The organism is Psychroserpens sp. NJDZ02 (genome assembly GCF_004843725.1).
Classification (GTDB): domain Bacteria; phylum Bacteroidota; class Bacteroidia; order Flavobacteriales; family Flavobacteriaceae; genus Olleya.
Window position 1 is genome coordinate 3,623,960 of record NZ_CP039451.1, and the last position, 11,766, is coordinate 3,635,725.

Sequence of the window (11,766 nt, forward strand, 5' to 3'; positions counted from 1 at the left end):
AATTGTAATATGACATTTGGAAACGTACCTAACCCAGAACTTATAGATTTTACCTTGCCTAGTGATCATAAAGACACCAAGCGCGTGTTAAGCAAGGTTAAGGATGAAACTATTCCTAAGGTTTATGTAGGTTGTGCCAAATGGAATAAAGCCGATTTAAAAGGATTTTATCCTAAAGGTACTAAGGATGAGCTAGCGTATTATGCGACACAGTTTAATGCTATTGAGTTAAATGCAACATTCTACCGTATTTTTCCGCCTGAGCAATTCTCGAAATGGTACGATAAAACGCCTTCAAATTTTAAGTTTTTCCCGAAACTTTTTCAAGAGATAAGTCATTATAAACGGTTGCAGGACGTTCAAGCTGTTGTCGAAGATTATTTGCAGTCGGCAGTTCATTTAAAAGAAAAACTAGGGACTATCTTTTTACAACTGCATTCTAATTTTTCGCCTAAAGACTTTGATCGTGTGGTGGCTTTTATTCAAAGTTGGCCGAAGCAACTTCCTTTAGCGGTCGAGTTTAGGCATACGGATTGGTTTAACGACCCAAAAATTGCAGAAGAGTTATATCAATTATTGGAAGTTAATAATGTCTCTAATATTATTGTCGATACGGCTGGAAGAAGAGATTTAATGCACATGAGATTAACCAATACTACTGCTTTTGTGCGATATGTAGGCGCTAATCATGAGAGTGACTACTCGCGGTTGGATGATTGGATCGCGCGTCTAAAACTATGGAAAACACAAGGAGTTAAAGAGATTAATTTTTTTATTCATCAAAATATTGAAAAAGAATCCCCGTTATTATCAGCGTATTTTACAGAAAAATTAAATAGCGAATTGGGATATTCGTTAAAAATCCCAAACGAAAATTTACAACAAAATTTATTTAAAATATGAGATTTCACACAAGAAAATGGGTAAAACCCGAAGATTTAAATCCAAACGGAACATTATTTGGAGGTCAATTATTAGCATGGATTGACGAGGAAGCAGCGTTATACACAATCATACAATTGGAAAACAATAAAGTAGTGACAAAGTATATGAGCGAAATTAACTTTATGAGTAAAGCTGTAGAAGGCGATATTATTGAAATAGGGATGGAAATCAAAAAATTTGGAAATTCATCTATTTCTTTAAACTGTGAAGTTAGAAATATGCGTAATCGCGAAACGATTATCACTGTGGAAAATATTATTATGGTTAATTTGGATGCTGAAGGTAATCCTAAACCACATGGTAAAACTAAAACCGAATTTATAAAAGATAGATTGGCAAATTAATTGCGCTAAATCGTCTAGTTATAAAATGAATACATAAGTTTATAGCCTCATTAAAAATAATACTATTATTTTTAATGAGGCTATTTTTTTATGTCTTTAGCAATACTACGCTTTCAAATATTTTTTATCAACATAAAAAGTCCCAAAAGGAAGTATAGATGCTAATAATATAATACCAAATACTTTTGAAGACCATTTTTGATCCGGCTTAATTAAAAAAGCTATTAGGATATAGAGAACAAACAGAAAACCATGAGGATAGCCTAATAATTTCACAAAAGCATCATCGCCTCCAGGTAATCTTTTATACACAGATGCACCCATTAATAATAGGTAAGATACACCTTCTAATAAAGCAACAATACGGAACGTTTTTAGCATAATAAAGACCTTTTTTTACAAAGATAAATATTGTTTTTCAAATTATGATTTATAAATGATTAATCATTAATTTCGTTTAAAATTAATTCTATGGATAGTACTAGAAAATCTATACTTATTGTACTTGCTTTTTTTTCGATTTACTGTATTTGGGGATCTACATATTTACTTAATAAGATTGTTGTTTCCGAAGTCGCGCCATTTTATTTAGCAGCGATTCGTTTTTTCTGTGCTGGAGTATTAATTTTTATAATAGCAAAAGGCTTAAAATTGTCATTAAAGGCATCAACAAAACAATTAAAGAATTCGGCATTAGCTGGTTTCTTATTCCTAGTCTATGGTAATGGTGTGTTTGTATGGGCACTGCGTTATGTTGATAGTGGTTTTGCAGCATTGATTGCGGCAACACAACCGTTATTTGTTATCTTTTTAATGCGAATTCTACATGGTTCTAAAATAAAAACAAAATCTATTATTGGTGTTTTGTTTGGTTTTGTAGGCATGTATTTACTAGTTAGTCAAGATACTTTAAAACTTAATAAGGATAGTATTATTGGAATTGTCATGATTTTTACTTGTGTCTTAAGTTGGAGTTATGGGAGTATTTTTGTGTCTAAAGCAGATTTACCAAAAAGTTTTTTTGTGGCGACAGGCTATCAAATGCTATTTGCCAGTTTATTTTTAGTATCCCTAAGTTTATTTTTTAACGAAACGTGGAAAACACCATTGGAGTGGAGTAGTAAAGCACAAGGAGCGATGTTATTATTAATCGTTTTTGGTGGTATTGTGGCGTTTACAGCCTTTAATTATTTACTGAAAGAAGTCCCAACAGAGAAGGTGGCAACCTCAGCGTATGTTAATCCTGTGATCGCATTATTTTTAGGATGGTATGTTCTGGGAGAACAATTAAGTCAGCAATCTATAGTCGCTGCATTGATTTTATTAACGGGCGTTTATTTTATCAATTCTAAGAAAAAAATAGTCATCTTTTCACGATTTAAAAAGTAGTTATTTTTACTAAAATTAAAATTAATTGTAATTAGGATAAAGAGTTAATATACAATTATTTAAAATTTTACTATCTTTGTAGCTCATTTAAGCAAGTAAACCTTTCCTTAATCTCACTTTTTAGTAGTTTAGAATCGTTAAGCAGAACATAGCTTTTAATTACTTTTTGTTAAATGAATTCATTTAAAACACACATTTAATAACGCTAATGGCTAAGTCGCAACAAACATTTAATAAAAGTGAAAAAGAAAAGAAACGCTTAAAGAAAAGAGAAGATAAGCGTAAGAAGATGGAAGCTCGTAAGCTTGATAAAGAAGCTAACGGAGGTTCTGATGGTATACAGTTTGCATACGTAGACTACAATGGTAACTTGGTGGACACTCCGCCGGATCCTGAGTTGAAAGAGAAGATTGATGCAGAAGAAATTGTTTTAGGAGTGCCTAAAAAAGTTGAAGGAGAAGAGGAAGATCCAGTAAGAAACGGTAAAGTATCATTTTTTGATACCTCTAAAGGTTTCGGATTTATTATTGATACAGAAAACAACGAGAAATATTTCTGTCACGTCAGTGGTTTAGTAGACCAAATTGCAGAAAACGATAAAGTATCTTTTGAACTTGAAAGAGGAATGAAAGGTATGAACGCTGTAAAAGTGAAGAAAATATAATCTAACAATAACGTTTAGATTAAAACCCATTAAGAGTTAATCTTAATGGGTTTTTTGTTTTTACACCTAAAATGAGGTGTCGTATAAATAATAATTACCAACGACAACTAACTTGACTTCAAACGCTAAAAGGTCGTTTTTATGCACGCTAACATTAAATTATCGGGAAGAACGTCACGTTCTTAACGATGTGTGACATGTAAATTAAAAAAAATGACTAATATTGTATCAGAAACAGAAGCAGCGTTTGCAATGTCATATTATGTAAAGAAATTAATAGTGCAGGTATGGGATTATATAGAAAACGCTTTAATTATCGGGTAAAAGAAGAAATTGCTCCTGTAGTATAATAAAACACAAATTAAAAGAACGGAAACAATGTTAAAAAAATTAATAAGTAAATTATTTGGTTCAAAGAAAAGCGAAACTGGTAAAGAGGGGACTGTAAAGTTTTTTAATAATTCTAAAGGTTTTGGATTCATCGCAGAAAAAGATTCAGATAAAGAGCATTTTGTTCATGTTACTGGATTAAAAGATAAGATTCGCGAAGGACATAAAGTGACGTTTGATTTAGAAGAAGGTGAAAAAGGATTAAATGCCGTAAACGTAAAACGTAAAAAGTAATTACAACTACGCAACGTATTATAAAAGTCTATTAATTATTTAATAGGCTTTTTTTATGCAGTAATATTTCGACTATAAATCTGCTAAATGAATAAAAGGCTATGGTCTTTGCTTAATATTATAATTTAGGTCTCAATCTTCTAGTCTAAGGGAATAGTGTATTTCAGAATGTGGCAAATCTACAAATCAGAACGTTAATGGATATTAGTCTATAGCAATCTGGGTAACACTTAATTCCTTCCGTTCATCTCAAAAAACGTACACTTGATAGATTAACCTGTGATAAGCTTTGTTTTTTAGTTACAAAAATAGAAGTGTAATTACTTTTACGGCTGTATAAAAAAACAAATACAAAACATGAAAAAAATAACATTATCATTAGTTATAGCAATCAGTTTATTTAGTTGTAATAGCGTTAAAAACATGGATACATCAAATGTATCGACTGCAGTAACATTATTAAGCTCGTTAACTTCAAATTCTACGGTACAACAAATTTCTAGCTTGTTTAGTTTATTAGATACTAATAAGGATGAGGCTATTAGTTCTACGGAAGCAGTAGGTTCGGTATCAGAAAACTTTAATACGTTAGATACTGATAGTAATTCAAGTTTAAATCTTACCGAATTAACAGGTTTGTTGAGTTTGCTGAAATAATATTTTATTGAAATAGTCTTAAAAGAAGGTATGCCGAAAGGTGTACCTTCTTTTTTTTGTGTCATAAATAGTCTGTTTTTATAGTGATAAAATTGTATGGTCTTTAAAATCGTCCTATTGGTAGATACAATGTAGCCAATCGTCTAGTTGCTTTTTTTAAGATGTTTTTTACACATACCTTTAAACTATTACTAAGAAATAGAATCTAAGTATCAAGTATCGTATAATCTTAAAAATTTAAAATTATGAAAGCATTAATTAAAACATACGTAGTTCCATTCGCTTTTTTAATAGCGCTAACAACACAGGTTTCTGCACAAACAAAACGTAATACTAGGGTTGAGACAACAAAAACGACAGTAGTAAAAAAACGCACGATTGCCAAAAGAGTGCCTAGTAAGACTGTTGTTTATAAAACACCAAAACGTAAAGTTGTGTCTGTTAGAACTGTACCAAACAGAACTGTTATTGTGCACAAAGGGCAGAACTATTATTATGCTAATAATAAATATTACACACAATCTAGAGGACGTTATATTGCTATCGCTCCAAAGATTGGGTTTAAAATTAAAGTATTGCCTACAAATTATAAAAGTATTCGTTATAATAATCATAAGTATTATAATGCTTCAGGTATTTTTTATGTGCAAATAAATAATGAATATGAGGTCGTTGAACCAGAAGTAGGAACGCTTGTATATGAGTTACCAGACGATTATGAAAAAGTGGTTATCAATGATGAGACTTATTATGAATATGCAAATGTGTTATACGAAAAAACACAAGTCAATGGTACAAGAGCTTACGAAGTTGTAGGAATTATAGATATGGATTAAATTATTTAAATTTTGGTTGATTTTTAATAATGGAAAGGGGGGTAATTATATAATTATCCTCTTTTTTTTTGTTTTTTACTATAACATTAGCCAGTACTGTTAAACAGAGTGTTTTAAATCCCAGCATTTAAATCTGTATAACCAATAAAACTCTACTATCTTTGCATAAAATTATAATTTATGTCACAACAGTTTTCTAGTTTAGGTATTAATACAGCATTGCAGAGTGCTTTGGCGGATTTACAAATCACAACGCCAACAGATATACAATCTAAAGCCATCCCTGTAATACTTAATAATACCGACGATGTTGTTGCTATTGCAAAAACAGGAACCGGAAAAACAGCTGCTTTTGGATTGCCTTTATTACAGTTAATAGACGTTACTAAAAGCAATATTCAAGCAGTTATATTAGCACCAACAAGAGAGTTAGGGCAACAAATATTTAAAAACCTAGAAGCCTTTAATGCGACTAGTTTAGGCGTTACTATTGCGGGTGTCTTTGGAGGTATTCCAATAAAGCCACAAATAGAAACCCTTAAAAATACCACACATATCGTTGTGGCGACTCCAGGACGTTTAGCCGATCTGATAGAGCGTAACGCGATAAACGTAAAAGAAATCTCGTATTTTGTTCTAGATGAAGCGGATGAGATGGTTAGCGCGCATAAAGAAGGTGTGGATGCTATTATAAAAGCATTGCCAAAATCTAGAAGAACATTATTGTTTACAGCAACCATGCCTGGTACAATCAAGCAATTGGTACAAAATAGTTTAGCTAAAAAAGTGGTAACTATTGAAGCTGATATGGAAACGATTGGTCACCAAGGGATCGATCACCAATATGTGGTTGTGGAGCCTATCGAGAAATTAAATGTATTAATGCATTTTTTAAACACGCATGAGGGGCAACGTGGTATTGTCTTTTGTAAGACCAAAGCAGCAGTAAATAAGTTGGCTAAAAACTTAGCGATAAACAAATTTTCATCTGGTGCCATTCACGGAAGCTTATCTCAAGGGATTCGTGATCGTATTATGGGACAGTTTAGAGAAGGTCATATTAATATATTAGTGGCTACAGATTTAGCAGCGCGTGGTATTGATGTTAAAGACTTAGCGTTTGTGGTTAATTACCATTTACCAGATACGTATGATGCGTATGTGCACAGAAGTGGACGTACGGCTAGAGCAGGAGCCAATGGATTAGCGTTAAGTGTGATTCAAGAGGATGAAGTACAAGAGATTCCGGAGTTTGAAGACGAATTAGGGATTGCATTCAAACAATACCAAAAAGCAGACGCTAAAAGTATTGAGGAAAACAACGGGTTGCTTTGGGCAAGAAAGATTTTTAAAACGAAACCTAATCGTGATATTCCTGAAGATTTTAAAGCGAAAGTAAAAACTATTTTTCATCATTTAACAAAAGAAGAATTAGTTGATAAAATCTTATCCAATTACATTGCCGAAAACAATACGATTGTAGACAAGCAAGAGGTGGTTAAGAAAAAAAAGAAGAAATAAATAATGAGTAGTTATATAAAAGTACAGCAGGATATTTTAGACAAACTAAATATCAAAACGCTTAATCCAATGCAGGAGGAAGCGTTGTTGTCTATTACTAATGCAGATAACACGGTGTTGTTGTCGCCTACAGGAACCGGAAAGACGTTGGCTTTTTTATTGCCAACTATTGCGGCGCTAGATACTAACTGCAAAAATGTACAATTACTAATTTTAGTACCGTCTCGTGAGCTGGCTATTCAAATAGAGCAAGTCATCCGTACGATGGGGACGGGTTTTAAAGCCAATGCCGTATATGGCGGACGCCATTTTAGTAAAGATAAAATCGAATTAGCACACACGCCTGCAATCTTAGTAGGTACTCCAGGTCGTGTAGCGGATCACTTAAGACGCGAAACGTTTTTAGTAGATGATATTAATACGTTGGTTTTAGACGAGTTTGATAAATCTCTAGAAGTGGGGTTCGAAAAGGAAATGAGCGAGATTATTAATAATCTACCACATATCAAAAAACGTATTTTGACCTCAGCAACGCAAGACATGGAGATTCCGCGCTTTGTAGGTTTAGAAAACGAATTGATTATTGACTATTCTGATACCGAAGTTACTAATCTAGCGATCAAGCAAGTGATTTCTCCGGATAAAAACAAATTGCAAACCTTAGTCGATTTGTTGCATGATATTGGTAACAAACCCGGGATTATCTTTTGTAATTATAAAGACACCATTCAGTTTGTAAGCGATTTTTTAGACAAAAACGACATTCCGCATGGATGTTTCCAAGGGGGAATGGAGCAAATAGACCGTGAGCGTGCCTTAATAAAGTTTAGAAACGGAACCCATCAAATTATAATCGCAACAGATTTAGCAGCGCGTGGTTTGGATATTCCGGAGTTAAATTATATTATCCATTACCAACTCCCGTTAAAGGCAGAGGAGTTTACACATCGTAATGGGCGTACCGCGCGTATGAATGCTGAGGGAACGTCTTACGTCATACAATGGGAAGGAGAGCGTTTACCGGACTTTATTAAGTTTGATGACACTGTGACGCCAAAAGGAACTGTTAAGACCTTAGGGACGGAGTGGGTGACGCTATTTATCTCTGGAGGCCGAAAAGATAAAATCTCTAAAGGTGATGTTGCAGGGATGTTGTTTAAACAATGTGATTTAGATAAATCAGAAATTGGTATTATCGAGTTAAAGCAGGATTGTGCCTTTGTTGCGGTTCCTAAAGCTAAAGCTGAAGGTATTATTGCCAAAACCAATAACTCGCGTTTAAAGAAAAGAAAAGTACGTATCCACACCATTTAATAAGTGGTACTACAAATGAATAAAAAGGGTTGCTATTTTAGCAACCCTTTTTTTGTTGATACCCAAATATGTAAATCATGTAAGCGTCATCGGTAATTGTATAATATAAGAGCTGTTGTTTGTTCTTATCTTTGTAGTAAGCACATTATAAACATATAATGTAAAAGTTTAACTTAACTGTTGTAACTAGTATATTATCAAAAACATACAAAATGATTAAACCAAGAGAAAAAGCACCAGAATTAAACATTCAATTAGTAAATGATACCACATGGACGTTAAGTGAGCAATCGCCAGAACACTTCACATTAGTGTTATTTTATAGAGGAAAACACTGTCCAGTTTGTAAGTCACAGTTAGAAGACTTAGAAAAAAAACTAGACAAATTTACAGACCGTGGTGTTAATGTTATTGCAATTAGTGCAGATACAGAAGCGGTCGCAAAAGCAACACATAAAGCATGGGAAATTCCAAACATACCATTAGGTTATGGGATATCTATAGAGAAAGCTAGAGCATGGGGATTATTCATTTCTTCAGGTATAAAAGAAGAACCAGAATTATTTACAGAACCTGGATTGTTTTTAATCACACCAGACCAAACCGTGTATTGGGAATCTATCCAATCTATGCCATTTGGACGCCCAGGGTTTAACGATGTCTTAGGTGGGATTGATTATATCTTAAAAGCGGATTATCCTGCAAGAGGAGAAGCGTAATACTATAACAACTAATTACAATAGATTAAAACCGAGCAAAACACGTCGTAACACCAGTCAGGAATAACTAACATGAGCAAAAGCACAACATTTAAATTGGTTCATTTTCCTAGACTAGTTCTTAATACAGCACGTGCTTGGTATGCAGGAGAACCTTTTGAACGAAGCGCCATTGTAGCCTATTATGCTATACTGTCGCTTCCTGCATTAATGATTATTATTTTAAATGTCGTCGGAGCATTTTGGGGACGTGATATTGTTAAAGGCGAATTGTTAGGACAGATTTCGGAGGCATTAGGACCTGATACTGCAGAGGCAATTAAAGTCATGATTATCGGAAAAGGTAATGAAGCCACATCAGTATTTGCAACAGCAGTTGGTATTGGGACTTTAATATACGGATCGACAGGGGTGTTTTTTCAAGTGCAATCGGCATTAGATAAAATATGGGAACAAGAAGAAGACGCTACAAACGGCGTTATGGCGGTAATTATTAGCCGATTAAAAAGCTTCAGTTTTATATTAATCATCGGATTCTTACTATTAACCAGTTTTATACTAACCTCAGTATTAAGCACATTTGGTAACAGTTTACAACGTATTCTTCCTGATAATCTTTTTGAATACCTGTATATCTTTGACTTTTTGGTCTCTATCGGTTTTATTTACGTCTTATTTGCAGCGATGTTCAAATTTTTGCCCTCTGCAACAATACCTTGGCAATCGGTTAGGGTAGGTGCATTATTAACGACCATCCTGTTTTTATTAGGTAAATATATACTAGCTATTTATTTTAGCACCATGCAACCGGGATCAACTTATGGCGCTGCAGGATCCATAATTTTAATCATGCTTTGGGTCTCGTATTCCAGTCTTATTTTGCTATTCGGAGCACATTTTACAAGGCAATATTCTAATCAGTTTGTTAAAAGTAAAACGGAATTACAGTAAGCGGTACAAAAAGGCTGACGTAGTGTTATAATTACGCTAAACCCATCATAAAGTCGTCTTAAAGCTAATAATAAAGATACAGATATAGCGTATCTTTAAGGTATACAAAACAGAAAAGAAAATGAAACAGAATAGTGTAAAACAAGCACCTTACAAGGGGCAAGATGGAATAAATTTTGAAGCCATCATCAGATTCAGTATCATAGATAACGCACCATAGTCATCTATACATTTGGTTGGATCTCTAAGACCATCCAATACCCATTTCCAAAAATGGACAAAGTCCTTTAGTAACTACTCCCAAATAGTTAAAACGAAAAGGCAACCTATATACCCTCAATAATTACAGTACTTGTCCAAAATGGACGAGGCAGAGCATACATAATATTTAAAACTTAAAACACATGAGTACTAGCACAAATAAAGGATTCGAAACTATTAATCCAACAACAGAACAGACAATACAACATTACGATTACATGACCGTTGATCAAGCCTTAAAAGCAGTAGACGAGTGTCAAGACGCTTTTTTAGACTGGAAACTAAAACCGTTAGAAGACCGCGCCAAAATTATTAAGGCAGTTGGTAAAACCCTAGTAGAAGAAAAAGACAGCTATGCTAAATTAATGACCCAAGAAATGGGTAAATTAGTAGCACACAGTTATGACGAAATAGAATTATGTGCTGGTATTTGCGAATACACAGCAACCGAGGGTGTCAAAAAGCTACAAGATGAGGTGAGAACCATGGAAAATGGTGGTAAAGGAATCATACAACAAGCGCCTTTAGGCGTTATTTATGGTATTCAACCATGGAATTTTCCATTGTACCAAGCCATTCGTTATACAATAGTTAATTTAATGGCAGGAAACGGTGTGTTATTAAAACATGCTAAAAACGTCACCGGATCAGCTTTAAAATTAAAAGAGGTTTTAGAAAAAGCAGGCTTACCAAAAAACCTGTTTACCGTTTTAATTATAGATCACGAGACGTCAGATAAAATTATCGAACATAAAGCAGTGCGTGGTGTAACCTTAACAGGAAGTTCTAAAGCAGGAGAGTATGTTGCTCAAAAAGCAGCAAAAGTATTAAAAAAGACCGTTTTGGAGTTGGGTAGTAATGACGCCTATTTAGTATTAGATGATGCCGATGTGGATTTAGCAGTACAAACCAGTATTGTAGGACGTACGTATAATAATGGAGAAACCTGTGTGGCTGCCAAACGTTTTATTGTTGTAGATAAAGTGTACGACCAGTTTAAAGCCGCCTTTGTAAAAGGGATGGAAGCGGTGACCTATGGCGATCCAATGGACAAAGACTCTAAATTAGGGCCTATGGCTAGAAAAGATTTAAGAGACAAAATTCACCAACAAGTAGAAGATAGTGTTAGTAATGGCGCCACCATTTTATGTGGAGGAAAAATACCAGATGTTACAGGTTATTTTTACCCGTCTACAGTACTAGGCGATGTAAAACCTGGGCAACCGGCGTATAGCGAAGAGTTATTCGGACCTGTAGCATCGCTTATTAAAGCAAAAGATAATCAGGATGCTATGCGTATTGCTAACGATAGTCGTTTTGGATTAGGTGGCGGAATTTTTAGTAAAGACGAAGAGAAAGCCATACAATTAGCCAAAGACCATTTTGATACCGGAATGATAAACATTAACTCCTACGGATTAGCACACCCAAACATGCCCTTTGGAGGAATTAAAGACTCTGGTTATGGACGTGAGCATGGTGGTTTTGGTATCACAGAATTTGTAAACACAAAAGCAATCATGCTTAATAACAGTAAATAA

General features: G+C 34.0%; 13 protein-coding genes. 12 read left to right on the forward strand and 1 reads right to left on the reverse strand.

What is annotated here, in order from left to right:
* The first annotated feature begins 9 nt into the window (after positions 1–9).
* Together E9099_RS16030 and E9099_RS16035 are read left to right on the forward strand one after the other, a co-directional pair.
* Positions 10–903 (forward strand): DUF72 domain-containing protein, encoded by an 894-nt coding sequence (locus E9099_RS16030; protein ID WP_136584535.1) that lies wholly within the window; start codon positions 10–12, stop codon positions 901–903.
* Positions 900–1,289 (forward strand): acyl-CoA thioesterase, encoded by a 390-nt coding sequence (locus tag E9099_RS16035; RefSeq protein WP_136584536.1) that lies wholly within the window; start codon positions 900–902, stop codon positions 1,287–1,289. The genes E9099_RS16030 and E9099_RS16035 overlap by 4 nt, the downstream gene beginning before the upstream one ends.
* Positions 1,290–1,394: 105 nt before the next feature.
* Here E9099_RS16035 and E9099_RS16040 read toward each other — a convergent pair whose 3' ends face one another.
* Positions 1,395–1,670 (reverse strand): DUF3817 domain-containing protein, encoded by a 276-nt coding sequence (locus tag E9099_RS16040; RefSeq protein ID WP_101018700.1) that lies wholly within the window; start codon positions 1,668–1,670, stop codon positions 1,395–1,397.
* A 90-nt stretch (positions 1,671–1,760) separates the two neighbouring features.
* Between E9099_RS16040 and E9099_RS16045 the strand changes: the two genes are divergently transcribed.
* From E9099_RS16045 to E9099_RS16090, 10 genes are all read left to right on the forward strand, one after another.
* Positions 1,761–2,678, forward strand: coding sequence for an EamA family transporter (locus E9099_RS16045; RefSeq protein WP_136584537.1), 918 nt, complete (start codon positions 1,761–1,763; stop codon positions 2,676–2,678).
* A 208-nt stretch (positions 2,679–2,886) separates the two neighbouring features.
* Positions 2,887–3,342 carry a cold-shock protein gene (locus E9099_RS16050; RefSeq protein ID WP_101018698.1) on the forward strand — a complete coding sequence of 152 codons (456 nt, stop codon included), beginning with the start codon at positions 2,887–2,889 and terminating at the stop codon, positions 3,340–3,342.
* A gap of 378 nt (positions 3,343–3,720) precedes the next feature.
* Positions 3,721–3,966, forward strand: a complete 246-nt coding sequence (locus tag E9099_RS16055) for a cold-shock protein (RefSeq protein WP_101018697.1) — start codon at positions 3,721–3,723, stop codon at positions 3,964–3,966.
* Between the two features lie 357 nt (positions 3,967–4,323).
* A complete protein-coding gene (locus E9099_RS16060) occupies positions 4,324–4,623 on the forward strand; it encodes a hypothetical protein (RefSeq protein ID WP_136584538.1) in 300 nt (99 codons plus the stop codon).
* Between the two features lie 245 nt (positions 4,624–4,868).
* Positions 4,869–5,459, forward strand: coding sequence for a DUF6515 family protein (locus E9099_RS16065; protein ID WP_136584539.1), 591 nt, complete (start codon positions 4,869–4,871; stop codon positions 5,457–5,459).
* Between the two features lie 180 nt (positions 5,460–5,639).
* A complete protein-coding gene (locus E9099_RS16070) occupies positions 5,640–6,980 on the forward strand; it encodes a DEAD/DEAH box helicase (RefSeq protein ID WP_136584540.1) in 1,341 nt (446 codons plus the stop codon).
* Positions 6,981–6,983: 3 nt separating this feature from the next.
* Complete coding sequence (locus tag E9099_RS16075; protein ID WP_136584541.1) at positions 6,984–8,294, forward strand: DEAD/DEAH box helicase; 1,311 nt, start codon at positions 6,984–6,986, stop codon at positions 8,292–8,294.
* Between the two features lie 212 nt (positions 8,295–8,506).
* A complete protein-coding gene (locus tag E9099_RS16080; protein WP_136584542.1) occupies positions 8,507–9,013 on the forward strand; it encodes a peroxiredoxin-like family protein in 507 nt (168 codons plus the stop codon).
* A 72-nt stretch (positions 9,014–9,085) separates the two neighbouring features.
* Positions 9,086–9,964: a YihY/virulence factor BrkB family protein gene (locus E9099_RS16085; protein WP_136584543.1), complete on the forward strand. Its 879-nt coding sequence runs from the start codon at positions 9,086–9,088 to the stop codon at positions 9,962–9,964.
* Positions 9,965–10,368: 404 nt separating this feature from the next.
* Positions 10,369–11,766 carry an NAD-dependent succinate-semialdehyde dehydrogenase gene (locus tag E9099_RS16090; protein ID WP_136584544.1) on the forward strand — a complete coding sequence of 466 codons (1,398 nt, stop codon included), beginning with the start codon at positions 10,369–10,371 and terminating at the stop codon, positions 11,764–11,766.

Bases quoted from the DNA above. Each gene is read 5' to 3' on its own strand.
- E9099_RS16060 (WP_136584538.1), top strand. From the start codon at position 4,324: ATGAAAAAAATAACATTATCATTAGTTATAGCAATCAGTTTATTTAGT.
- E9099_RS16080 (WP_136584542.1), top strand. From the start codon at position 8,507: ATGATTAAACCAAGAGAAAAAGCACCAGAATTAAACATTCAATTAGTA.
- E9099_RS16085 (WP_136584543.1), top strand. From the start codon at position 9,086: ATGAGCAAAAGCACAACATTTAAATTGGTTCATTTTCCTAGACTAGTT.
- E9099_RS16055 (WP_101018697.1), top strand. From the start codon at position 3,721: ATGTTAAAAAAATTAATAAGTAAATTATTTGGTTCAAAGAAAAGCGAA.
- E9099_RS16075 (WP_136584541.1), top strand. From the start codon at position 6,984: ATGAGTAGTTATATAAAAGTACAGCAGGATATTTTAGACAAACTAAAT.
- E9099_RS16070 (WP_136584540.1), top strand. From the start codon at position 5,640: ATGTCACAACAGTTTTCTAGTTTAGGTATTAATACAGCATTGCAGAGT.
- E9099_RS16035 (WP_136584536.1), top strand. From the start codon at position 900: ATGAGATTTCACACAAGAAAATGGGTAAAACCCGAAGATTTAAATCCA.
- E9099_RS16030 (WP_136584535.1), top strand. From the start codon at position 10: ATGACATTTGGAAACGTACCTAACCCAGAACTTATAGATTTTACCTTG.
- E9099_RS16040 (WP_101018700.1), bottom strand. From the start codon at position 1,670: ATGCTAAAAACGTTCCGTATTGTTGCTTTATTAGAAGGTGTATCTTAC.
- E9099_RS16090 (WP_136584544.1), top strand. From the start codon at position 10,369: ATGAGTACTAGCACAAATAAAGGATTCGAAACTATTAATCCAACAACA.
- E9099_RS16050 (WP_101018698.1), top strand. From the start codon at position 2,887: ATGGCTAAGTCGCAACAAACATTTAATAAAAGTGAAAAAGAAAAGAAA.
- E9099_RS16045 (WP_136584537.1), top strand. From the start codon at position 1,761: ATGGATAGTACTAGAAAATCTATACTTATTGTACTTGCTTTTTTTTCG.
- E9099_RS16065 (WP_136584539.1), top strand. From the start codon at position 4,869: ATGAAAGCATTAATTAAAACATACGTAGTTCCATTCGCTTTTTTAATA.